This is a genomic window from Pseudoxanthomonas sp. F37 (genome assembly GCF_022965755.1).
GTDB lineage: Bacteria > Pseudomonadota > Gammaproteobacteria > Xanthomonadales > Xanthomonadaceae > Pseudoxanthomonas_A.
The window spans coordinates 327,318-348,489 of sequence record NZ_CP095187.1 but is presented as its reverse complement, the minus strand read 5'-3'; the positions used below and the strand labels follow the sequence as shown (position 1 = coordinate 348,489).

Below are 21,172 nucleotides of genomic sequence, written 5' to 3'. Positions count from 1 at the left end.
CGCACCTGCGTTACCCTGCATGCCATCACCGACGGAGTAGCACATGGACGGATTCCTCACCCAACTGCTGACGATGCTGGGCTACCAGCTGCCCGAACTGCTGGCCTGCGTGGCCGGCGTGGCGATGCTGTCGATGTGGGCGCCTGCCGCGCCGGGGCGCTCGCTGGCGCTGGCGGGTACGGGACTGATGCTGGCGGCCACGGTGTTGCGGGGCGCGATGAGCGCGTGGCAGGCCTGGATGATCCACAGTGCGGCCGATGGGTACGCCTCGATCAGCGGGATGATGTCGCTGTTCGGCGCCATCGGCATGTTGCTTGGGGTGCTGTCTGCCGTGGGCCTGGTGATGTTGGCCTGGGGCGCCAGCAAGGCGATGCAGGCCGCCCGCACGCCCGCCTAGGCGAGAACCGCATACCCGCGGCACCAATCGGAATAGCTGCACGCACGCCCAGCGCGCCAACCGGTAGCATCGCGGCATGACCCGACGCCTGCTGATCCTGCTCCTGTGCCTGGCTGCCCTGCTGCCGTGCACCGCCCTGGCGCAAGGCCAGTTCAAGGTGCTGGTGGTGGCCATCCCCAATCGCTACCACCACGACTACGCGGTGGTCGCCCAGCCGCAGTTCGAGCGCATGGCGCAGCGCCATGGCTTCGACCTGACCTGGTCGTGGAACAGCGCCCCCTTCGACGGCGACCTGTCGCCGTATGCCGCCATCGTGCTGCTCAACACGCCGGGCGATGAGTTGAAGGGCGCGCAGCGGGCGAACTTAGAGGCGTATGTGCGCAAGGGCGGTGGCGTGGTGGCGGTGCATCGCGCCCTGATCTTCAACCCGCCCGGCGAGTGGCCGTGGTTCGAACGCCTGATCGGCCGCACCTTCCGCATCCATCCGATGGTGCAGACGGCAGCCGTGCGCGTGGAGGATGCGTCGTTCCCCGCCGCCTTCGGCCTGCCGGCACGCTGGATATGGACGGACGAGTGGTACGAGTTCAACGCACCCGTCACCCGCGGCCTGCGCACGGTGCTGAGCGTGGACGAAACCAGCTACGACCCCACCCGCATCTGGCCCGGCCAGACCGCCAAGGGCATGGGCGAGCACCATCCCGTGGCGTGGTACCACCGCTACGACGGCGGGCGCGTGTTCGTGACCGCGCTGGGCCACACGCCGGCGCTGTACGACGATCCGCGGTACCTGGAGCACCTGTACGGCGGGCTCTGGTGGGCCGCGACCGGCAAGGGCATCGATACGACGCGCTGAGGCGGGGTCAGTCGGCCACCGCCCCGGCGCACAATGCGAGCCGGGCGCAGAGGAAGGCCACATGCGCCTGTGGCGTGTCCGCGCCGTCGTAGCGCAACACCGTCCAGCGTTCGCGCGCCTGCATCGCCTGGCCCGGCGCGAGCGTGCGGTAGGGCGCGTGGACTTCCATCTCCAGCAGCCCGGCAGCGACATCGGCCCCGTGGTCGAGGTAGAGCTCGACCTGGCCCTGTTCGGGATGGATCGCGCTGCGTGGCTGGTGGTCGAACCGGATAATGAACGCCTGTCCCTGGGCGAAGCCCGCCATCCACCCTGCCGAGGGTTGCAGGAGCGCCTTGCCGCGGCGGATGGCCGCCAGCGCCTGCGGCGGTTGGAATGAAAACACGCCCGCGTCGATGCGCCAGGCGGGCGCCATGCCGTCCGCCCCCTGGATGCGCACATCGCCGGCACCGGCCACCGGCACGTACACGCGGGTGGCGGCCGAGGTGCGCGTGTTGAACCACAGATCGCGCGAGACGGGCCGGTCGCGGATGTTGCGCGCCAGCGCAGTCACCTCCAGCGTGGCCGGATCGGCGGGATCGAACGCGAACGACTTCAGCAAGCGCACGCCGGTGACGGGGCTGTCGATGCCCTCCAGCACCAGCCGACCGGGTGCGCGCGCCACCACGCGCGTCTGCGCGAAGGCCAGGTACGGATCCGGCGGCCACACGGCACGGGCATCGCGGCGCGCTGCGTTCACCTGCTGGTCCGACCACCAGCCGCTCTGCGGGCCTAGCCATACATCATGGCCGAGGTAGCCGATGTCGTCCGCAGTCGCCGATACCTCCGGGTCCGGCTGCGACGCCACCGGCTCGCCGATCTTGATCAGGCTGGGATGCCCCTCCAGGCCGAACGCCAGCACGCGCCCGCCCAAGGCGGGCGTGACTTCGAGCACTGCGTCGCGCGACTGCAGGCGGATGCGTTCGACGTCCGCGGCATCGGCCGCGAACACCTGCATCCAGACCGCCATCGCGAGCAGGGGGATCGCCTTCGCGCGCATGCGGGCCACTACAGCACGCCGTCCCGCTTCACCGCCAGATAGCGCTCCACCAGCGCGGCCGGCAACTCGTCCGCGGTGACGTCCAGCACCATCACCCGGTGGCTGCGCAGGGCCTCGTGTGCGGCGGTGCGCTGCTCCAGGTAGCGCGCGACGGCGCCGGCATGGATGGCGCCCTGCAGGTCGTGCACGTCCTCGCCGAGCGCGGCGTCCAGCGACTTCTCGCGCAGGCTGGCCACGCAGACCAAGTGGCGGCGCTGCAGCAGCCGCACCGACGCCAGCAGGTCGTCGATGTCCTCGTCGCGCACGTTGGTGACCAGCATCACCAGCGCGCGGCGGCGTTGCCGCAGGCTCAGTTCGGTGGCGGCGGCCAGGTAGTCGGTGGCCACCGCGCGCGGTTGCAGGTCGTAGCTGGCGCGCAGCAGCGTATCGATCGCCGCCATGCCGCGCTGGGGCGCCACCCAGCGGCTGTCGCCGCCGGCGGCGAACAGGCCCACGCCGTCGCCCTGCCGCAGCGCCAGGCACGACACCACCAGTGAGGCATTGAGCACGTGGTCGAAATGGCCCAGCGCGTCCTCGCGCGCCATCATCCGGCGGCCGGTGTCGATCAGCATCACCAGTTGCTGGTTCTTCTCGTCCTGGTACTCGCGCGAGATCAGCTTGCGCGAGCGCGCGGTGGCCTTCCAGTCGATCTGGCGCAGGCTGTCGCCGACGCGGTACTCGCGCATCTGGTGGAAGTCGGTACCCTCGCCGCGGCGGCGCTTCAGGTGCGCGCCCACCAGGCGCGAAGCCTGTTCGGCACTGAACAGCGCAAACCGCGCCAGCGGCGCGAAGTTGGGGTACACGCGCACCCGCTGCGGCACGCCGGCCACGCGCGATTGCCGCCACAGCGCCAGCGTCGAGCGCAACCGCAGCTGCACACCCTCGAAGCGGGCATCGCCGCGCGCGGTGGGACGCAGGCGGTAGGTGAAGCGCGTCGCCGACACCGGCGCCAGCGACAGCCTGCGCGGCAGGCCCGACGACGTCCATCCGCCCGGATGCAGGTCGAATACCTCCAGCCGCTGCCGGACGTGCGTTTCCAAGCACAGCGCCACGTCGCGCTCGACGCCCAGCGGCAGGGCTTCCGGCACTTCGCGCACCACGTCCGGCGTGGGCCGGCCGCGCAGACGCCACCCATCCAGCGCCGCGATGCCCAGCATCGCCACGCCCGCCAGCTGCCATTGCCACAGCGGCCAGGCGAGGAACGGCACGGCCAGACCGGCCACACCCCAGCCTGCGATCAGGGCGATGAGCAGCGGTGCGGGCCTCATTTCCGGGGCGCGTCCACCTTGGCCAGCAGCGCACGCAGCGCATCGTCCGGCGACTGGCCTTCGATCTGCAGCTCGGGCGCCAGGGTGATGCGGTGGCGCAGTGCGGGCCGGGCGATGTCGCGCACGTCGTCCGGGGTGACGAAGTCGCGCCCCTGCAGCACCGCCTGCGCACGCGCGGCGCGCACCAGCGCCAGGCTGCCGCGCGGCCCCGCGCCCAGCGCGATGCCGGGCCAGGTGCGCGTGGCGGCGACGATGCGCACGGCATAGTCGATGACTTCCGGATCCACCCGCACGGCCGCGGTGTCGCGCTGCATGGCGACGATGTCGGCCGCACCCAGCACGCGGCTGACCTGCGACAGGTCGAAGTCGGCGGCGGTGCGGCCGGTGGTGATGGCATCCACCATGCGCTTCTCATCCTCGATGGCCGGGTAGTCGATCAGCACCTTCAACAGGAACCGGTCCAGCTGCGCCTCCGGCAGCGGATAGGTGCCTTCCTGCTCCACCGGGTTCTGGGTGGCCAGGGTGATGAAAGGCGGCGCCAGTTCGAACGACTTGCCTTCGATGGTCACCTGGCCTTCCTGCATCACCTCCAGCAGCGCCGACTGGGTCTTGGCCGGTGCGCGGTTGATCTCGTCGGCCAGCAGGATGTGGGTGAACACCGGGCCGCGGCGGATCTTGAAGCTCTCGGTCTTCGGGTCGTAGACGGCGTGGCCGCTGACGTCGCCGGGCATCAGGTCCGGGGTGAACTGCACGCGCGCATAGGTCAACTCCAGTGCCTGCGCCAGCGCGCGCACCAGCAGCGTCTTGCCCAGCCCGGGCACGCCCTCGATCAGCACATGGCCCCCGGCGAGCAGGGCGATGAGGATCTGGTCCAGCACTTCGGGCTGGCCGATGAAGGCCTTGGACACTTCTTCGCGCACGGCGTCGGCGCGTGCGGACAGCGCAGTACCGGGCGTCGGCGGAAGTGCGGGCGGGGCGGCGGCGGTCTGGTCGTTCATAGGCGGTTTCTCAGATGGATCAGCAGGGCGATGCGGTCGCGGAAAGCCTGCCGGTCGTGCGAGGCAGGCGCATTGAGCGCGGTGCGGATGCGCTCGGCCGGCAGGCCGGTGCGCTCGGCGAGGGCGGCCACCTGCGGCTCGCCCGACAGCGCGGCAGCCACCGCATCGCGACGGCGCAGGCGCGCCAGGAAGGCCTGGCGGACCGCGGCGTACAGCATGACGCCGCGGCCATAGCGGTAGAGGTGCTCGCCGCTGGCGCGCACGTGTTCCAGCAGCGAACGGCGTTCCCCGGCCGGCGCCGGCACGGGCGGCCCGAAGCGCTGCATGCGCATCCACAGCCAGGCCGCCAGCGCCAGCAGCAGCGGCGCCCACACCATCCAGCCGCGCAGGAACACGGTGCGCCACAGCGAGGGCATCTGCGCCGCATACACCAAGTGCACGGTGCCCAGGCCGTAGTTGGGTGCCAGCACCTGGCGCGCGAGGGCGCGGTGCGGCGCATCGCGCAGACCGCCTTCGGGCGGCTCGTCCATCGCCTGCCGCGCCAGCGGGCGCGAGGCGGTGTTGGTCATGAAGTCGAAGTCGGCCAGCAGGTCCACATGGCCGCGCCCGCGCGCCAGCCGCGCATAGACGTATCCGGCCTGCAGGTCGCCCCAGGCGAGCTCGGGCACCACGCCATCGAAGGCGAAGCGGCGGCCGGTGCAGAACTCGACGTGGTGCTCCTCGCCCTCGACCTGGAAATCCACGCAGTCCGGACTCTCTTCCACCAGCCACACCGACAGCAGGTCCAGCAGCGGAACCTGCGGCGCATCCGGACCCGCCACATCCTCGCCCGGCGAGTACAGCGGCGTGCGCACCAGCAGGTGGCCGCCCCCCTCCACCCACTCCAGCAGGCGTTCGGCATCGGGGGGCGAGAGCGTGCGCGGATCGTTGAACAGCAGCAGCGTGTCCGCGGGCGCGAGCGCGTTGTCCTCCAGCAGCAGGCGCTGGCGCGCGTTGACCTTCACGCCCTCGGCTTCCAGCGTCTTCTCCAGCGCATACAGCGGGTTGTAGGCCGCTTCGCCGGTGGGCGGCAGGTACAGCGTCTTCTCGACCCGGTGGAACGTGTGCCGGAACCACGCCACCAGCAGCACCAGCACCAGGGCGAGCACCAGCACGGCCACGCCCACCAGCCGGCCGTTGCGACGCGCCGCGGTCACGACGCCCACCCGTAGCGCTGCTGCAGTTCGCCCAGCAGCGCCTCGAACTCGTCCTCGCCCGGCAGCCGCTCCGCGTAGGCGGCGTACTGCCAGATCCTGACCACGCGCGCGAAAGCCTGGCGGTCCGCCGCCTGCGGCATGCGGCGCGAGGCGCGCAGGCATTCGGCCTCGGTCGCGCCCGGCGGCAGCACGATGTCGGCGCGCCGCACCATGCTGTCCACGCTGGCGCGATAGAGCAGCGCCAGCGCATGCCGCGGACGCCCTTCGCGCCATGCCCGCCGTGCCGCGGTGGCGATGTCGTCCGGCAGGGTCTCGGGCAACGTCAGCGCCTCGCTCACGGCAGGCGCCGGCGCCAGCACGGGCGGCCGCGCCAGGCCGCGCATCCACGGCCACCAGTGACGCACCGTCGCCAACAGCGCCAGCACCAGCACGCCCACGACCAGCCACAGGCCCCATTCGCCGATGAAGGCCACCATGTTGCCGATGCCGCCCAGCCAGGCGCGGTCGCGGCCGGCCGTATCCGGGTCCTGTTCCGGCGCGCGCTGGCGTCGTTCCCACGAGGTCTGGGTGTGCCGGCGGTCGAGCAGCGGATCGCGGTACGCCTGGTCGGCCGCCTTGCGGAAGGCGCGGTCATCGACCCGCTGCTCGCCGAACACGATCGGCAGGGTCGGCGGCGTGGGCGCGTCGCGCGGCGGCGCCGGTGCGGCGGGTGCCGGGGCGCGCTCGCCGTGCCGCTCCTGCGCCCGCGCGCCATCCGCCCCTGTCCACAGCAGCACGACCAGCAACAGCGGCGCAGCCGCAGCCAGGCGCGCGCGCAGGGTGCGGAACACGATCTCCAGGTCCCAGGCCTCGATCTGCGTGCGCCGGTTGAGGTACAGGCCGAAGCCGGCACCCACGTAGAACGGTTCCACCACACTGACCGCCGCCCATGCCAGCGCATTCCAGCCCAGCTTCAGCCATGCCGGCCATTCCGTCGCCAGCATGCCGAACGCCGCCTGCATGCTGTCCGGCAGCAGGTCCTGCGGCAGGTACATCACCACCGCCGCCACGCCGCCCAGCAGCAGCGCGGTTTCGAAGTGCAGGCACACCAGCGTCAGCAGCATGGCCGTGCCGTAGGCCTGCCCGGCCAGCACCCGGCGACGCTGGCGCAGGCGTTCGCCCTGCACGCCCTCCAGCAGGTCGATCGGCAGGTGCAGCGAACGCACCGGCGACAGGCGCCGCCACGTCAGCAGGTGCGGCAACGTGCGCACTCCCCACGACGCCTGCGCGCGCAGCGTTTCGCGCGTGCCCGGCACGCTGCCGAACACCGCACGCGAGATGACGTACAGCGGGATGCGGTCGAAGGCCGGCTTCAGCCACCACATCACGGCGGCCGCCAGCCAGAACTGGTCGATCCACCACGCGCCGAGGTTCAGCAGCGCGAACACCGGCAGCGTCAGCCACAGCCACGGCTTCCAGACGGCGCCCGCATGCCGGCGCACCAGCGCCATGCCCAGTTCCACGGCCTCCCAGTCCGAGCGCGCGCGCAGCCGGACGGTCAGCTGCTCAATCCGCATCGGCCACCCCGCGTCCGCCCAGGCCCAGCCACGCCGCCACCAGCGTCCACAGCACGCCGGACACGCTGTATTTCACCGCCGCGGGAATGGACTGCGTCGAGGACCAGAATGCCTCGATGAAGGCCGCCACCAGCAGCATGAAGGCCACGCCCAGGCACAGCCGCGCGCCCTTGGCACCGGCATGGGCCAGCGCGTCCACGCGCCGCCGTCGCCCGGGCGCTATCAGCCCCAGCCCCAGTCGCAGGCCGGCGCCACCGGCCAGCACGATGGCGGTCAGTTCGAACGGCGCATGCCCGCACACGAACCGCCACAGCGGATCGCCGTACCCGATCTGCTGCAGATGGCCGAATACCGTGCCGATGCCCACGCCGTTGACCACCAGCACGAACAGCGCGCCCACGCCCGCAAGCAGGCCGCCAGCGAAGGTGCGCAGGCCGATGCTGATGTTGTTCCAGATGTACACGCCGAACATCTGCCAGTCGCTGCCGCTCTCGCGCCCCAGCGCATGGCGGGCGTCGTTGGGGTCGTACATGCGCTCGTACATGGCCACCTGCTCGGGCGAGGCCAGGCTGTACACCAGCTCCGGCCGGACCTGCAGCAGCACGAACATCAGCACCAGCGGCACCACGAACACCACCGCGGCCACCGCCATGCAGCCGGCCTCGCTGCGCACCAGCCGCGGAAAATCCGCCAGCAGGAAGCGCACCGCGTGCTGCCAGCGCGGCGGCGGCGTGCGGTACAGCACGCCGTGGCCCTGCTGCATCAGCGCCTGCAGCCGGTCCACCACCACCGGGCTGTAGCCGCGCCTGCGCGCCAGCGCCAGGTGCTGGCAGATGCGCCGGTAGCGTGCGGGCATGTCCTCGTCGGTCAGGACGCCGTTGTTGCGCTCATGGCGCGCGCGGCGTGCGCTGCCACCGCGCGCCTGCAGCCAGGATTCGAAGGCCAGCCATTCGGCCTGGTGGCGGGCGACGAACTGTTCCTGCCTCATCGCCGTCCCAGCAGCCAGTTGGCCATGCCGTACAGGCGCTGCACGCCCACCTGCCCGCGCGCGCCGGTGACCGGCTCGGCCAGGTTGGCCAGTTCCTCCTGCCGGGCAGGCGTCAGCCGCGGCGCGCGCTCGCCGAAGGCGACGATGGCGCCCTGTTCCTCCGGCGACAGCCGCGCCGGCGGCACGAACACGGTATTGACCGGCGCCGGCGCGTGTTCGCGCTCGCCGCCGGCATGCACCACCAGCGTGCCCGCCACCATGTCGCCCAGCCGGCGCGCATGCGGATCGGCCAGGCAGGCGACCAGGCCGGCGGCATAACCGAACGGCAGCATGTCCACGGTGCGCAGCAGGTTGCGCGTGATCGCCGCCAACCAGCCCACCGGGGCGCCATCGGCCGACACCACCCGCAGGCCCAGCGCCTTCTTGCCCGGCGTCTGTCCGCGCCAGACCGACTCCAGCACGATGGGGTAGGCCCAGAACACCAGGAACAGGCCGATCAGGTACAGGCCCTCGCCCACCTTGCCCAGCATCGCCAGCACCATGCCCATGAGCATCAGCACGCCCATGCGGATGGCCAGGTCGATGCCCCAGGCCAGCGCGCGCGGCACCGGGCCGGCAGCAGGCAGGTGCAGGCCCACGCCTTCGGGCGTGACGACTTCGCGATAGGTGTCCAGCATCAGGCGCGCACCCGGCGACGCCCCGCCTGCATTGGCAGGATGGCCGCGCTGCATCCGATGTGGTTGAAGTGGCGTGTTCCGCTGTCCATGCGCCGTCCCCGTGCCCGGCGACTTTAGCTGGCCGCGCTTCACTTGCCCAGCCGCACTAGACTGCGCGTCATCGTGGACACCCTCTTTCACTGCCGCACCGGCTGCGGAGCCTGCTGTACCGCCCCTTCGATCACCTCGCCGATCCCCGGCATGCCGCACGGCAAGCCGGCAGGCGTGGCGTGCGTGCAGCTGGATGAAGCGCTGCGCTGCCGGCTGTTCGGCCTGCCGGAACGGCCGGCGTTCTGCCGCACGCTGAAACCCGGGCCGGACATGTGCGGCGCCAGCCGCGCCGAGGCGATGGCCCTGCTGGCGGCACTGGAGCGGGCCACCTCGCCCTGACGCCGCCGCGCCGCGCTCACGCCACCTGCGTGGAGATCCACCAGGTGGTGCCACCCGCATCGCGGAAGCCACCGCGGCGATCGCCGTCGCCCTTCTCCTGCGGCGCCTGCACCGGCGTGGCGCCGGCCGCCAGCGCGCGCGACCACGTGGCATCGACATCCGGCACGTACAGGTGCACATGGCTGGCGACGGGCGGCCAGCCGTCCATGCCGTCGGCCAGCATCAACACGGTGTCGTCGATGCGGACTTCGGCATGGCCCAGCCGCTCACCCATCGGGTGCATGCGCAGCGGCTGGGCATCGAACACGACGGTGAGGAAATCGATCGTGCGCTGCGCGCCGTCGACCACCAGGTACGGGGCCACCGAGGTGTAGCCGTCCGGTTTCCAGGCCATGCGGGTCTCCCAGGCGGCGCGGAGCGCGCGACGCCCATCATGCCGCGGGGGATGTTGGCTGCAGGTAACGGTCCTTCAGCTTGACGTAGTGGCCGGCCGAATAATGCAGGCTCTCGATTTCCTTCTCGGTCAGGGCACGCGCGAAGCGGGCGGGATTGCCCAGCCACAGCTCGGCCTCGCCGACCACCTTGCCCGGGCCCAGCACCGCACCCGCGCCGAGGAAGCCGTACTTCTTCACCGTCGCGCCATCCAGGATGCAGGCGCCCATGCCGATCAGGCACAGGTCCTCGATGGTGCAGGCGTGGATGATGGTGCCGTGGCCGATGGTGACATCGGCGCCGATCAGCGTGGGATAGCCGGCCTTGTTGTACGGGCTGTGGTGGCTGACGTGGACGATGGTGCCGTCCTGCACGTTGGTGCGCGCACCCACGCGGATGAAGTTGACGTCGCCGCGCAGGATGGTGCCCGGCCAGATCGAGACGTCCTCGGCCAGTTCGACATCGCCGATCACGGTGGCCGCCGGATCGACGTAGACCCGCGGCCCCAGGACGGGAAAGCGGCCAAGATAGGGGCGCAGGGCGGTCAGAGTGTCGGTCATGCCCGGATTGTAGTGCGCCCGCGCGCAAGGGAAGGCATACACTCCGGCCATGACGACCTTCCCGCACGCCGCCACGACCGCCGCGAACGCCGCCATCACCGCCGCCAACGCGGCGATAACGGCCGCCTCCACGACGGCGCCGACCGACCCGGCTTCCCCCGCCTCCGCAGCCGGTGGCCCGCTGCGCGACACGCCCGTGTCCGATCTCGCGCCCACCCTGGACCGGCTGCGCCAGGCCTGGCAGGCGCGCAAGCCGGACTACGACCAGCGCCGCGACGACCTGCACCGCCTGCGCGATGCCTTGAAGCGGCGACTGCCGGAGATGGCCGACACGGTCGCGGCCGACTTCGGCCACCGCTCGCGGCACGAGTCGCTGATCGCCGACGGCATGACGGTGCTCAACGAGATCGACCACCTGGCCTCGCACCTGCGCCGCTGGATGAAGCCCAGGCGCGTGGGCGTGGGCTGGCGTTTCTGGCCGGCGCGCGCGGAAGTGCGCCAGGCGCCGGTCGGCGTGGTGGGCGTGATCTCGCCATGGAACTACCCGGTCAACCTGGCGCTGATCCCGCTGGCCACCGCCATCGCCGCCGGCAACCACGTCTACCTGAAGCCGTCGGAGCACACGCCGCGCACGACCGCGTTCCTGCGCTCGTTGCTGGCCGAGGTGTTTCCGCTGGAACGGGTCGCCGTGGCCGCCGGTGGCGCCAAGGTGGCGGGCGCGTTCGCCGCGCTGCCCTTCGACCATCTGGTGTTCACCGGTTCCACCGCCGTGGGCCGCAAGGTGATGGCCGCGGCCGCACCGAACCTGACACCGCTGACCCTGGAACTGGGCGGCAAGTCGCCGGCCATCGTCTGCGACGACTATCCGGTGGAACAGGCCGCGGCGCGTCTGGCCACGGGCAAGTGGTTCAACGGCGGACAGACCTGCATCGCGCCGGACTACGTGCTGCTGGTGGGCCGCAGCCGGCGCGATGCGCTGGTGCAGGCGCTGCGCGGGCAGGTGGCCGCACGCTACGGCGACCTGTCCGATGCCGGCGACTACACCCGCATCATCAACGACGGCCAGTTCGCGCGGCTCGACGGCTACCTGGACGACGCACGCCAGCGCGGACACGAGGTGGTCCCGCTCGCCGCCGCCCATGATCGCGCGCAGCGCCTGTTCGCGCCGGTGCTGGTGCTGGAGCCGGGCGACGAGGCGAAGGTGATGCAGGACGAGATCTTCGGCCCCATCCTGCCCATCCGCACCGTCGCGTCGCTGGACGAAGCCATCGCCTACATCAATGCCCACGACCGTCCGCTGGCGCTGTATCCCTTCAGCCACGACCGCGGCCGGGTGGAGAAGATCCTGCGGCACACCCTGGCCGGCGGGGTGACCGTCAACGACACCGTGCTGCACTTCGGCATCAATGCACTGCCGTTCGGCGGCATCGGGCCCAGCGGCATGGGCGCCTACCACGGGCGGGCAGGCTTCGATGCGATGAGCAAGGCGCTGCCGGTGCTGTGGCAGCCGCGGCGGGCCGGCAGCGACCTGCTGAAGCCTCCGTACTCCCGGGTGGCGAAGTTCATCGACTTCATCATCCGCTGAGCGGCGGCGACGTCGCCGCCGCGATGCTTCCGCTGCCGGGCGCTGCGTGGCCGCGTGGCGACAAGGACGGTGCGCGCCGTAACGTCCCGGCAACCGACTCCGGTTCTGCGGCGACACCGCGATCCGAGGACAACATCCGTCCGCAGCTTCGTCGAGAATCGTCCTTCCCGTTCGTCGGACGGGAAGACGCCCACCTGACGGACCGCCATGTCGAACCTGAACCCGCCCGCCAAAGCCACCCGCCGCGAATGGATCGGGCTGGCCATCATCGCCCTGCCCTGCATGGTCTATGCGATGGACCTGACCGTGCTGAACCTGGCGCTGCCGGCGATCAGCGCCGAACTGGACCCCAGCGCCAGCCAGCTGCTGTGGATCGTCGATGTGTACGGCTTCCTGGTGGCCGGCTTCCTGATCACCATGGGCACCCTGGGCGACCGGATCGGCCGGCGCAGGCTGCTGCTGATCGGCGCGGCGGCGTTCGCGCTGGCATCGGTGATCGCCGCCTTCTCGCGCAGCGCGGAAATGCTGATCGCGATGCGCGCCCTGCTGGGCGTGGCCGGCGCCACGCTGGCGCCGTCGACGATGTCGCTGATACGCAACATGTTCCATGACGAACACCAGCGCCAGTTCGCCATCGGCGTGTGGATCGCCGCCTTCTCGGTGGGCGGCGCCATCGGCCCGCTGGTCGGCGGCCTGCTGCTGCAGTGGTGGTGGTGGGGCGCGGCGTTCCTGGCCGCGGTGCCGGTGATGGTGCTGCTGCTGGTGCTGGGGCCGAAGCTGCTGCCCGAGTACCGCGACCCGGACGCAGGCGCGCTCGATCCGCTCAGCATGGTGCAGTCGCTGTTCGCGGTGCTGGCCGTGGTCTACGGGCTGAAACGCATCGCGGAGTACGGCACCGATGTGCGCGGCATCGCCGTGCTGCTGGTCGGCCTCGCACTGGGCGTGCTGTTCGTGCGCCGGCAGAAGCACCTGGCCTATCCGTTCCTGGACGTGACCCTGTTCCGGCGGCCGGCGTTCTCGGCGGCCATCGTGGCCTATGCGCTGGCCGGCCTGTCGATGATGGGCGTGTACATCTTCATGACCCAGTACCTGCAGCTGGTGCTGGGCCTGACGCCGCTGCAGGCCGGCATCGCGACGGTGCCATGGTCGCTGTGCTTCACCGTGGGCTCGCTGCTGGCGCCGCGGCTGGCGCGGCACTGGGGCGCGCGCCGGGTGATGGTGCGCGGCCTGCTGCTGGCGGCGGCCGGCTTCGGCATCACGGCCCTGGTGGTGCCGCCGTACGGCTTGTGGATCCTGATCGCGGGCATGCTGGCGATGAGCTTGGGCATGGCGCCGGTGTTTACCGTGGGCAACGAACTGATCATCACCACCGCCCCGGCCGAACGCGCCGGCGCGGCCTCCGCCCTGGCCGAGACCAGCGCCGAGCTCAGCGGCGCACTAGGCATCGCCGTACTGGGCAGCCTGGGCATGCTGGCGTACCGTCTGTGGCTGGACCCGGCCCTGCCCCCTCACTCGCCGATGCCGACACCACCCGCGCGCTGTCCACGCTGGGTGGCGCGGTGCAGGTGGGTGGCGAACTGGGCGGCGCGGCGGGCGCGGCCGTCGTGGACACCGCGCGCCATGCCTTCACCGATGCCATGCGCGCCATCGCCGTGTTCGGCATGGCGATGATGCTGGTGGCCGCCTGGATGGCCGCGCGGCTGATGCGCGATGGCGAAGGCGAGCCGCACGGCGCCCTCGTGGCGGACGAGGCGGCGGGCGCCTGACCGTGCCGCTGGCTTAGAATCGCCGCCATGAAGATCGCCAGCTGGAACGTCAATTCGCTCAACGTGCGCCTGCCGCACCTCACCCAGTGGCTGGGCGCGTTCGCGCCGGACATCGTGGGCCTGCAGGAAACCAAGCTGGAGGACCACCGCTTCCCGGACACCGCGCTGGCGGAGCTGGGCTATCGCAGCGTGTTCGCCGGGCAGAAGACCTACAACGGCGTGGCGCTGCTGGCGCGCGAGGCCATCGGCGACCTGCAGGTGGGCATCCCCGGTTTCGACGACGAACAGAAGCGCGTGATCGCCGCGACGGTAGGCGAGGTGCGCTTCGTCAACCTTTACGTGGTCAACGGCCAGGACGTGGGCACCGACAAGTACGCCTACAAGCTGCGCTGGCTGGAGGCGGTGCACGACTGGCTGGCCGCCGAACTGCAGGCGCATCCGAAACTGGTGGTGATGGGCGACTTCAACATCGCGCCAGACGACCGCGACGTGTTCGACCCCAAGGTGTGGAACGACGACCATATCCTCACCTCCACCGCCGAGCGCGCGGCGCTGCAGCGGCTGTGCGCGCTGGGCCTGCACGACGCATTCCGCCTGCACAGCGACGAAGCCGGCGTCTACAGCTGGTGGGATTACCGGATGGGCGGCCTGCGCCGCAACCTGGGTCTGCGCATCGACCTGACGCTGGTGTCCGACGCGTTGCGCGGACACGCGGTGGAGTCGGGCATCGACCGCGAGCCGCGCACCTGGGAGCGCCCCAGCGACCATGCCCCCGCATGGGTACGGCTGGGGGGTTGAGGCAGGCCTGCTTCGCGGGCACCGGACAAGCAAAGGCCCGGCTTTGGCCGGGCCTTTGCATTGCCACGGGCCTTGGGTGCGTCTCGAACGCGCACGCGGCCGCAGCGGAACCGCTACCTCGCGCGGCCGCGGGTGAACAGGTTCACGATGAGCAGCAACACCACCGCGCCGATGAAGGCGGTGACCAGGAAGCCGACCCAGCCGCCGCCCAGGCCCAGGCCCAGGGTCGGCAGCAGCCAGCCGCCGAGGAACCCGCCGATGATGCCGACCACCACATTCAGGATGATGCCCTGCGAACCGTCGCGCTTCATCACGATGCTCGCCAGCCAGCCGGCGATGCCACCCACGATCAGATAGATGAGAAAATTCATTTCGTCGCTTCTCCCTTGATGGACAGGACCCCGTGCCGCGGGGCACGCTTGAATCTTCAACGCATGGCGTGAAACCGCCGTTAACTCACGTGGGGGAAGCGTCCTTGCCCGTGCTACATAACGCCAACGCCGCCGCCTTGCACGCCGTGCCGCACCACGCGGGAAGCCTGCGCGGGTGAACTGGCGCGAAGCACCCGCCGACTGGCGTCACGACGGCATCGCGTTGTGGCTGTTGCCGCACGCGCCGCGGCAACGCGGGGAGCCGCGTGCGCGCGCGTCGCTGGCGCGCACGCTGGGGATGGCGCCGGAGGCGCTGCCCATCACCCGCGATGCCCAGGGGCGGCCGCACTTCATCGCCCCGCTGCACCGTCTGGAGACGGGCTGGAGCCACAGCGGCGAAGCGCTGCTGCTGGCGCTGGGCGAAGACGTGGAACTGGGCGTGGACATCGAGCGGCTGCGCGCCCGCCCGCGGGCGATGGAACTGGCCGAACGCTTCTACCATCCCGACGAGACCGCCTGGCTGCGCGCCCTCGGCGACGAAGCGGAGCGGCTGCTCGCGTTCGTACGGCTGTGGTGCGTCAAGGAAGCCGTGCTGAAGGCCCATGGCCAGGGCATCTCCTTTGGCCTGCACCGCTTCCATGTCGCCCTGGACGAAGGAGCGCCGCGCCTGGCCACGTGCGACCCGGGCCTGGGACGCCCCGACGACTGGCGCCTGCACGAGTGGGCGCCGCGGCCGGACTACCGCGCCGCCCTGGCCTGGCATCCGCGGGGGCTGCGTGAAGGCCTGCGATAATGCAGCCATGAACGACACCGCCTTTCCCGCCGACCTGCGCGAGACCCTGCACCGCGGACTGCTCGCGCTCGGCCTGGACGCCGACGCGCTGGCGCCGCCCCTGCTGGCCTACCTGGCCCTGCTCGACCGCTGGAACAAGACCTACAACCTCACCGCGATCCGCGACCCGCGCGAGATGGTCACCCGCCACCTGCTGGACTCGCTGGCGATGCATCCGTTCGTCGACGACCTTGCCGCGCGCGGCGGCGCGCTGGCCGACCTCGGCACCGGTCCGGGCCTGCCCGGCATTCCGCTGGCCATCGCCAAGCCCGGCCTGCGCGTCACCCTGGTCGAGAGCAACGGCAAGAAAGCGCGCTTCCTGCGCGAAGCGGTACGCACGCTCAAGCTGGACAACGCACGCGTGGCCGAGTCGCGTGCCGAGGCACTGGACGAACCGCAGGCCTACGACGCGCTGACCGCGCGCGCGCTGGATGTGCTGGCCGGCATCATCGAGGTCGGCGGCCACCTGCTGAAACCGGGCGGCGCACTACTGGCCATGAAGGGCGTGCGGCCCGACGAGGAGATCGCCGCCCTGCCCTCCGGCTGGTCGGTGGCCGCCCTCGAACCGCTGGCGGTGCCCGGCCTGGTGGGTGAGCGCCACATGGTCGTTGTCCGCCGCGACTGAACCGCGCACCCCGTTGGGGCGTGCGGTGTAACTCCTTGATATGACTGACCGCGGCAGCGCCCCGCCGCACATGCGCGTGCGCGGATGACCGGATATGCCCCCTGTTGTCCGTTGGGACGATTTCGCACGCCCGCTCCCAAGCCCGCATAATCCCCTACCCACCCCGTAACCGATAAGGCGCCCTCGCATGGCCCGCATCATTGCCATTGCCAACCAGAAAGGCGGAGTCGGCAAGACCACCACCGCGGTGAATCTGGCCGCCGCGCTGGCGCGTGCGCCGCAACGCGTGCTGCTGGTCGACCTGGATGCGCAGGGCAACGCGACGATGGGCAGCGGCGTGGACAAGCGCGAGGTCGAGGCCTCCACCTGCGACGTGCTGCTGGGCGAAGTGGAGGCCAGGGCCGCGGTGGTCACCACCGCCGAAGGCTTCGACCTGATGCCGGGCAACATCGACCTGACCGCAGCGGAGATCCAGCTGATGGAGTCCGACGGCCGCGAGCAGCGCCTGAAGACCGCGCTGGAAAGCCTGCGCGGCGACTACGACTTCATCATCATCGACTGCCCGCCGGCGCTGTCGCTGCTGACGCTCAATGCGCTGACCGCCGCCGATTCCGTGCTGGTGCCGATGCAGTGCGAGTATTACGCCCTGGAAGGCCTGTCGGCCCTGATGGAAACCATCGAGGCGCTGCGCGCGCGCCTGAATCCCGGCCTGGAGATCGAAGGCGTGCTGCGCACGATGTTCGACATCCGCAACAACCTGGCCAATGCCGTCTCCGGCGAACTGACCTCGCATTTCGGCGACAAGGTGTTCCGCACCATCGTGCCGCGCAACGTGCGCGTGGCCGAAGCGCCCAGCCACGGCCAGAGCATCGTCGGCTACGACCGCGCCTCGCGCGGCGGCGTGGCCTACCTGGGCCTGGCCGGCGAGATCCTGCGCCGCGCCGCCGACCGCAAGAAGCAACAGCAGCACATGGAGCACGCCTGATGAGCGCCCCGAAGAAGCGCGGCCTGGGTCGCGGACTGGAAGCCCTGCTCGGACCGAAGGCCGCCGAGACGCCGCCGCCGGAAGCCCAGCCGGGCGAGGCCCTGCGCACGCTGCCGGTGCAGCAGCTGCAGCCGGGCAAGTACCAGCCGCGCATGGCGATGGACCCGTCCAAGCTCAGCGAGCTGGCCGAATCGATCAAGGCGCAGGGCGTCATCCAGCCGATCGTCGTGCGCGAACTGTCGCCGGGCAGGTTCGAGATCGTCGCCGGCGAGCGCCGCTGGCGCGCCTCGCAGGAAGCCGGCCTGGCCGAAGTGCCGGTGGTGGTGCGCGAACTGGACGACCGCACCGTCATCGCGATGGCGCTGATCGAGAACATCCAGCGCGAGGACCTCAACCCGCTGGAGGAGGCGCAGTCGCTGCAGCGCCTGATCAACGAATTCTCGCTGACCCACGCCGAGGCCGCCGAGGCCGTGGGCCGTTCGCGCGCCGCGGTGTCCAACCTGCTGCGCCTGCTGGAACTGCCGCCGGCCATCCGCGCCCTGCTGGAAGCCCGCCGGCTGGAAATGGGCCACGCGCGCGCCCTGCTGACGCTGTCGCCGGACCTGGCCAGCAAGCTGGCCTCCGACGCCGCCGAGCAGGGCTGGTCGGTGCGCGAAGTCGAACACCGCGCGCAGCAGTTCGCCGCCGGCAAGGTACCGGTCAACGGCAAGAAGGCCAAACCGGCCAAGGCGGCGCCGCAGCCGGACATCGCCTCGCTGGAAACCGAGCTGTCCGAAAGCCTGGGCACCCGCGTGACCATCGCCCACGGGCGCGGCGGCAAAGGCAAGCTGATCATCCAGTACACCGACCTGGACACGCTGGATGGCGTGCTGGAGCGCCTGCGTCCGAAGGGCTGAGGCCGGATCTCTGTAGGAGCGACGTCAGTCGCGACCGCACGTCTTCCGTTCCCGCACCCCCGGACCATGCGGCAAGAGCGCGGCATGTCCTCCTGCATCGCCGCGATCGATCAGGCCATCCCGGTCGCCAGGCCCCACGGTCGCGACTGACGTCGCTCCTACAGAAAGCGCGGGCCGCATCCCTGCATTACCATCCGGTTTCCGCTTCCACCGGATGCCTGCCTTGAACCTCCGCATCGCCGCCCTGCTGCTTGCCTGCGCCCCGCTGCAGGCGCTCGCCTCCTCGCCCACCGATGCCGACCGGCGCTTCCAGGCGATCTACGAGAAGGAATGGACCTGGCGGCAGGAGCAGACCGGCCAGGCCGACGAGGACAGCGACACCAGCGGCGACAACACCCGCCTGCCCGATGTGGGCGCCCCCGCGCAGCAGGCGCGGTTGAAGGTCTGGGAGCAGGTACTGAAGGAACTGGACGGGATCGACCCGGACCGACTCTCGGCCGAGAACCGCATCAACCTGGCCATCTACCGCCCGCAGGTGGAGAACCTGGCGGCGGAGGTGCGCCTGCGCACGTACGAGATGCCGTTCAATTCCGATTCCTCGTTCTGGTCGAACCTGTCCTTCATGGCGCGCCGGCAGATGAAGACGGCGGACGACTACCGCGCCTACGCGGCACGCCTGCGCGACGTTCCGCGCCACTTCGACCAGCACATCGCCAACATGCGTGCCGGCCTGGCGCGTGGCTTCACCGTGCCGCGCGCGGTGCTGGACGGCCGCGATGTCTCCATCGCCGCAGTGGCGGAACTGAAGGATCCCGAGCAGTCCGCCTTCTATGCGCCTTACAGAAAGATGCCGGCCAGCATTCCCGCCGCCGAACAGGAAGCGCTGCGCAAGGAGATCCGCGCGGCGATCAGCGAGCAGGTCGTGCCCGCCTTCGGCACGCTGCTGACGTTCTTCCGCACCGAGTACATGCCGCAGGCGCGCACCACGCTGGCGGCGGAGGCGATGCCCGGCGGCAAGGACTTCTACGCCCAGCAGATCCGCGAATACACCACGCTGGACCTGAGCGCCGAGCGGATCCACCGGATCGGCCTGGAGGAAGTCGCGCGCATCCGCGCCGAAATGCAGGAGGTCATCGAGCAGACCGGCTTCAAGGGGACGTTCGCCGAGTTCCTGGCCTTCCTGCGCACCGACCCGCAGTTCTACGCCAAGACGCCGCAACAGCTGCTCGACCGCGCGGCCTGGATATCCAAGCGGGTGGACGGCGAGGTCGGCAAGTACATCGGCACGCTGCCGCGCGGGCGCTTCACCATCGTCGAGGTGCCGGCCGACATCGCACCGTTCTGGACCGCTGGCCGCGGTGGACTGGGCACGTACTGGCTGAACACCTACAACCTGCCCTCACGGCCGCTGTACAACCTGCCGGCACTGACCCTGCACGAATCCTCGCCCGGCCACTCGCTGCAGGCGGCGCTGGCGCAGGAACAGGGCGAGCAGCCCGCGTTCCGCCGCGACAACTACATCTCGGCGTATGGCGAGGGCTGGGCGCTGTACACCGAGAAGCTGGGCAAGGAGATGGGCATCTACGAGACGCCCTACGAGGATTTCGGCCGCCTGACCTACGAGATGTGGCGCGCCGCCCGCCTGGTCATCGACACCGGCGTGCACCACAAGGGCTGGAGCCGCGACCGGGCCCTGGCCTACCTGCGCGACCACACCGCCCTGTCCGAGCACGAAGTGACCACCGAGGTGGACCGTTACATCTCCTGGCCGGGCCAGGCGCTGAGCTACAAGCTGGGCGAGATCGCCATCGTCCGCCTGCGGGCCGAGGCCGAACGCGAGCTGGGGCCGAAGTTCGACATCAAGGCCTTCCACGACGCCGTGCTGAAGCAGGGCTCGGTGACACTGCCGGTGCTGGAAAGGCAGATCCGCGCCTTCATCGCCGCCAGCAAGGCCGGCTCGGCCAAGGCGGCCGCGGCCGCGCCGTGACCCGCCCGACCTGCGCGATGCCGTAGGGCCGGGCTTGCCCGGCTCCTGGCTGGAGGGGACCCGGGCGCCCGGGCGGCGGCGGGCTCCGCGCCAGGCACGCCGGCCTAAGTGCTTGCGGCACAAGGGAAACGCAGGCATAATGCGCGGCTCGCTGCGTCCGGCCCCGCCGGATCTGCGGCCGGAAGCGCGATTCCGGCTTGGGTCAGCAGCGGTTTTCCTGCCGTATCGCGCGGTGTCCGACCTGCCCTGCAGGCCGTCCATCGGGCCGCCGTCCCCCAGGCTATGGGCGACACAATTACCAATCGAGGTGCGTATGTCCCGCGTATGCCAAGTGACCGGCAAGCGTGTGATGACGGGTAACAACGTCAGCCACGCCAACAACAAGACCCGTCGTCGTTTCCTGCCCAACCTGCACGAGCGCCGCTTCTGGGTCGCCAGCGAGAACCGCTGGGTCAAGCTGAAAGTGTCCGCGCACGCGCTGCGCACCATCGACAAGAACGGCATCGACTCCGTTCTGGCCGAGCTGCGCGCGCGCGGCGAGAAGATCTGAGGAGTAATCGAACATGGCATCCAAGCGCGACAAGATCCGTCTGATCTCCTCGGCCAACACCGGCCATTTCTACACGACGGACAAGAACAAGAAGAACACCCCGGGCAAGATGGAAATCAAGAAGTACGACCCGGTCGTGCGCAAGCACGTGATCTACAAGGAAGGCAAGATCAAGTGACCTGGGGGCGCGTTCGCGACGCGAACGCCTTTGCCACCAGGTCATCCCCGCGAAAGCGGGGATTCAGCGCCTCCCAGGAAACCCCGCTCCGGCGGGGTTTCCTGTTTTTGGCTTCGGTAGATTGCGAAAGCTGCCCCTCATCCGCCCGTTGGGCACCTTCTCCCCGCAAG

24 protein-coding genes are annotated in these 21,172 nt (G+C 70.6%); 14 read left to right on the top strand and 10 right to left on the bottom strand.

What is annotated here, in order from left to right:
• Window positions 1–43 precede the first annotated feature (43 nt).
• A complete protein-coding gene (locus tag MUU77_RS01535) occupies window positions 44–397 on the top strand; it encodes a hypothetical protein (protein WP_245090844.1) in 354 nt (117 codons plus the stop codon).
• Window positions 398–473: 76 nt separating this feature from the next.
• Window positions 474–1,250: a ThuA domain-containing protein gene (locus tag MUU77_RS01530; RefSeq protein ID WP_245090841.1), complete on the top strand. Its 777-nt coding sequence runs from the start codon at window positions 474–476 to the stop codon at window positions 1,248–1,250.
• A gap of 7 nt (window positions 1,251–1,257) precedes the next feature.
• Here MUU77_RS01530 and MUU77_RS01525 read toward each other — a convergent pair whose 3' ends face one another.
• The 7 genes from MUU77_RS01525 to MUU77_RS01495 are packed head-to-tail and all read right to left on the bottom strand — an operon-like array spanning window position 1,258 to window position 9,008.
• A complete protein-coding gene (locus MUU77_RS01525; protein ID WP_245090839.1) occupies window positions 1,258–2,286 on the bottom strand; it encodes a DUF4380 domain-containing protein in 1,029 nt (342 codons plus the stop codon).
• A gap of 8 nt (window positions 2,287–2,294) precedes the next feature.
• The gene (locus MUU77_RS01520; protein ID WP_245090828.1) at window positions 2,295–3,593 is read right to left on the bottom strand and encodes a DUF58 domain-containing protein; all 1,299 of its coding nucleotides are present in this window, start codon (window positions 3,591–3,593) and stop codon (window positions 2,295–2,297) included.
• Window positions 3,590–4,591: a MoxR family ATPase gene (locus tag MUU77_RS01515; RefSeq protein ID WP_245090826.1), complete on the bottom strand. Its 1,002-nt coding sequence runs from the start codon at window positions 4,589–4,591 to the stop codon at window positions 3,590–3,592. The genes MUU77_RS01520 and MUU77_RS01515 overlap by 4 nt, the downstream gene beginning before the upstream one ends.
• Window positions 4,588–5,787, bottom strand: coding sequence for a DUF4350 domain-containing protein (locus MUU77_RS01510; RefSeq protein ID WP_245090824.1), 1,200 nt, complete (start codon window positions 5,785–5,787; stop codon window positions 4,588–4,590). Before MUU77_RS01510 ends, MUU77_RS01515 begins: the two co-directional genes overlap by 4 nt.
• Window positions 5,784–7,343, bottom strand: coding sequence for a DUF4129 domain-containing protein (locus tag MUU77_RS01505; RefSeq protein WP_245090822.1), 1,560 nt, complete (start codon window positions 7,341–7,343; stop codon window positions 5,784–5,786). Before MUU77_RS01505 ends, MUU77_RS01510 begins: the two co-directional genes overlap by 4 nt.
• A complete protein-coding gene (locus tag MUU77_RS01500; protein ID WP_245090820.1) occupies window positions 7,333–8,331 on the bottom strand; it encodes a stage II sporulation protein M in 999 nt (332 codons plus the stop codon). Before MUU77_RS01500 ends, MUU77_RS01505 begins: the two co-directional genes overlap by 11 nt.
• Window positions 8,328–9,008: an RDD family protein gene (locus MUU77_RS01495; protein WP_245090817.1), complete on the bottom strand. Its 681-nt coding sequence runs from the start codon at window positions 9,006–9,008 to the stop codon at window positions 8,328–8,330. The genes MUU77_RS01500 and MUU77_RS01495 overlap by 4 nt, the downstream gene beginning before the upstream one ends.
• Window positions 9,009–9,170: 162 nt before the next feature.
• Between MUU77_RS01495 and MUU77_RS01490 the strand changes: the two genes are divergently transcribed.
• Window positions 9,171–9,437, top strand: a complete 267-nt coding sequence (locus MUU77_RS01490) for a YkgJ family cysteine cluster protein (protein ID WP_245090814.1) — start codon at window positions 9,171–9,173, stop codon at window positions 9,435–9,437.
• Between the two features lie 16 nt (window positions 9,438–9,453).
• On the opposite strand, the gene MUU77_RS01485 is transcribed toward MUU77_RS01490, so the two are convergent.
• Both MUU77_RS01485 and MUU77_RS01480 read right to left on the bottom strand, forming a co-directional pair.
• Window positions 9,454–9,831 (bottom strand): VOC family protein, encoded by a 378-nt coding sequence (locus tag MUU77_RS01485; RefSeq protein ID WP_245090811.1) that lies wholly within the window; start codon window positions 9,829–9,831, stop codon window positions 9,454–9,456.
• A gap of 37 nt (window positions 9,832–9,868) precedes the next feature.
• A complete protein-coding gene (locus MUU77_RS01480) occupies window positions 9,869–10,417 on the bottom strand; it encodes a gamma carbonic anhydrase family protein (RefSeq protein ID WP_245094124.1) in 549 nt (182 codons plus the stop codon).
• A 61-nt stretch (window positions 10,418–10,478) separates the two neighbouring features.
• Between MUU77_RS01480 and MUU77_RS01475 the strand changes: the two genes are divergently transcribed.
• The 4 genes from MUU77_RS01475 (at window position 10,479) to xth (ending at window position 14,578) form a co-directional block, all read left to right on the top strand.
• On the top strand, window positions 10,479–12,014 hold the full coding sequence (locus MUU77_RS01475) for a coniferyl aldehyde dehydrogenase (protein ID WP_245090808.1): 1,536 nt from the start codon (window positions 10,479–10,481) through the stop codon (window positions 12,012–12,014).
• Between the two features lie 207 nt (window positions 12,015–12,221).
• A complete protein-coding gene (locus tag MUU77_RS01470) occupies window positions 12,222–13,685 on the top strand; it encodes an MFS transporter (RefSeq protein ID WP_245090790.1) in 1,464 nt (487 codons plus the stop codon).
• Entirely contained in the window at window positions 13,652–13,780 is a 129-nt protein-coding gene (locus MUU77_RS18465; RefSeq protein WP_256452064.1) for a hypothetical protein, read from the top strand. The genes MUU77_RS01470 and MUU77_RS18465 overlap by 34 nt, the downstream gene beginning before the upstream one ends.
• Window positions 13,781–13,807: 27 nt before the next feature.
• Window positions 13,808–14,578 carry an exodeoxyribonuclease III gene (gene xth, locus MUU77_RS01465; RefSeq protein WP_245090786.1) on the top strand — a complete coding sequence of 257 codons (771 nt, stop codon included), beginning with the start codon at window positions 13,808–13,810 and terminating at the stop codon, window positions 14,576–14,578.
• A gap of 113 nt (window positions 14,579–14,691) precedes the next feature.
• On the opposite strand, the gene MUU77_RS01460 is transcribed toward xth, so the two are convergent.
• On the bottom strand, window positions 14,692–14,949 hold the full coding sequence (locus tag MUU77_RS01460) for a GlsB/YeaQ/YmgE family stress response membrane protein (protein WP_245090783.1): 258 nt from the start codon (window positions 14,947–14,949) through the stop codon (window positions 14,692–14,694).
• Between the two features lie 175 nt (window positions 14,950–15,124).
• On the opposite strand from MUU77_RS01460, the gene MUU77_RS01455 reads away from it, so the two are divergent.
• From MUU77_RS01455 to rpmG, 7 genes are all read left to right on the top strand, one after another.
• The gene (locus MUU77_RS01455) at window positions 15,125–15,742 is read left to right on the top strand and encodes a 4'-phosphopantetheinyl transferase superfamily protein (RefSeq protein WP_245090780.1); all 618 of its coding nucleotides are present in this window, start codon (window positions 15,125–15,127) and stop codon (window positions 15,740–15,742) included.
• 7 nt (window positions 15,743–15,749) lie between these two features.
• The gene (gene rsmG, locus MUU77_RS01450; protein WP_245090777.1) at window positions 15,750–16,406 is read left to right on the top strand and encodes a 16S rRNA (guanine(527)-N(7))-methyltransferase RsmG; all 657 of its coding nucleotides are present in this window, start codon (window positions 15,750–15,752) and stop codon (window positions 16,404–16,406) included.
• Window positions 16,407–16,593: 187 nt separating this feature from the next.
• A complete protein-coding gene (locus tag MUU77_RS01445) occupies window positions 16,594–17,391 on the top strand; it encodes an AAA family ATPase (RefSeq protein WP_245090774.1) in 798 nt (265 codons plus the stop codon).
• Window positions 17,391–18,287, top strand: a complete 897-nt coding sequence (locus MUU77_RS01440) for a ParB/RepB/Spo0J family partition protein (protein ID WP_245090772.1) — start codon at window positions 17,391–17,393, stop codon at window positions 18,285–18,287. The genes MUU77_RS01445 and MUU77_RS01440 overlap by 1 nt, the downstream gene beginning before the upstream one ends.
• Before the next feature lie 214 nt (window positions 18,288–18,501).
• Complete coding sequence (locus MUU77_RS01435; RefSeq protein ID WP_245090769.1) at window positions 18,502–20,274, top strand: DUF885 family protein; 1,773 nt, start codon at window positions 18,502–18,504, stop codon at window positions 20,272–20,274.
• A 313-nt stretch (window positions 20,275–20,587) separates the two neighbouring features.
• Window positions 20,588–20,824 carry a 50S ribosomal protein L28 gene (gene rpmB, locus MUU77_RS01430; RefSeq protein ID WP_055939185.1) on the top strand — a complete coding sequence of 79 codons (237 nt, stop codon included), beginning with the start codon at window positions 20,588–20,590 and terminating at the stop codon, window positions 20,822–20,824.
• 13 nt (window positions 20,825–20,837) lie between these two features.
• The gene (rpmG, locus tag MUU77_RS01425) at window positions 20,838–21,002 is read left to right on the top strand and encodes a 50S ribosomal protein L33 (protein WP_027070918.1); all 165 of its coding nucleotides are present in this window, start codon (window positions 20,838–20,840) and stop codon (window positions 21,000–21,002) included.
• The last annotated feature ends 170 nt before the right edge of the window (window positions 21,003–21,172 follow it).

Excerpts from the sequence above, each read along its gene's own strand:
- MUU77_RS01485 (WP_245090811.1), bottom strand. The coding sequence starts at position 9,831 with ATGGCCTGGAAACCGGACGGCTACACCTCGGTGGCCCCGTACCTGGTG.
- MUU77_RS01475 (WP_245090808.1), top strand. The coding sequence starts at position 10,479 with ATGACGACCTTCCCGCACGCCGCCACGACCGCCGCGAACGCCGCCATC.
- MUU77_RS01520 (WP_245090828.1), bottom strand. The coding sequence starts at position 3,593 with ATGAGGCCCGCACCGCTGCTCATCGCCCTGATCGCAGGCTGGGGTGTG.
- MUU77_RS01495 (WP_245090817.1), bottom strand. The coding sequence starts at position 9,008 with ATGCTGGACACCTATCGCGAAGTCGTCACGCCCGAAGGCGTGGGCCTG.
- rpmG (WP_027070918.1), top strand. The coding sequence starts at position 20,838 with ATGGCATCCAAGCGCGACAAGATCCGTCTGATCTCCTCGGCCAACACC.
- MUU77_RS18465 (WP_256452064.1), top strand. The coding sequence starts at position 13,652 with ATGCGCGCCATCGCCGTGTTCGGCATGGCGATGATGCTGGTGGCCGCC.
- MUU77_RS01500 (WP_245090820.1), bottom strand. The coding sequence starts at position 8,331 with ATGAGGCAGGAACAGTTCGTCGCCCGCCACCAGGCCGAATGGCTGGCC.
- MUU77_RS01530 (WP_245090841.1), top strand. The coding sequence starts at position 474 with ATGACCCGACGCCTGCTGATCCTGCTCCTGTGCCTGGCTGCCCTGCTG.
- MUU77_RS01525 (WP_245090839.1), bottom strand. The coding sequence starts at position 2,286 with ATGCGCGCGAAGGCGATCCCCCTGCTCGCGATGGCGGTCTGGATGCAG.
- MUU77_RS01470 (WP_245090790.1), top strand. The coding sequence starts at position 12,222 with ATGTCGAACCTGAACCCGCCCGCCAAAGCCACCCGCCGCGAATGGATC.
- MUU77_RS01515 (WP_245090826.1), bottom strand. The coding sequence starts at position 4,591 with ATGAACGACCAGACCGCCGCCGCCCCGCCCGCACTTCCGCCGACGCCC.
- MUU77_RS01535 (WP_245090844.1), top strand. The coding sequence starts at position 44 with ATGGACGGATTCCTCACCCAACTGCTGACGATGCTGGGCTACCAGCTG.
- MUU77_RS01460 (WP_245090783.1), bottom strand. The coding sequence starts at position 14,949 with ATGAATTTTCTCATCTATCTGATCGTGGGTGGCATCGCCGGCTGGCTG.
- MUU77_RS01440 (WP_245090772.1), top strand. The coding sequence starts at position 17,391 with ATGAGCGCCCCGAAGAAGCGCGGCCTGGGTCGCGGACTGGAAGCCCTG.
- MUU77_RS01435 (WP_245090769.1), top strand. The coding sequence starts at position 18,502 with ATGCCTGCCTTGAACCTCCGCATCGCCGCCCTGCTGCTTGCCTGCGCC.
- rpmB (WP_055939185.1), top strand. The coding sequence starts at position 20,588 with ATGTCCCGCGTATGCCAAGTGACCGGCAAGCGTGTGATGACGGGTAAC.
- MUU77_RS01505 (WP_245090822.1), bottom strand. The coding sequence starts at position 7,343 with ATGCGGATTGAGCAGCTGACCGTCCGGCTGCGCGCGCGCTCGGACTGG.
- MUU77_RS01445 (WP_245090774.1), top strand. The coding sequence starts at position 16,594 with ATGGCCCGCATCATTGCCATTGCCAACCAGAAAGGCGGAGTCGGCAAG.
- xth (WP_245090786.1), top strand. The coding sequence starts at position 13,808 with ATGAAGATCGCCAGCTGGAACGTCAATTCGCTCAACGTGCGCCTGCCG.
- rsmG (WP_245090777.1), top strand. The coding sequence starts at position 15,750 with ATGAACGACACCGCCTTTCCCGCCGACCTGCGCGAGACCCTGCACCGC.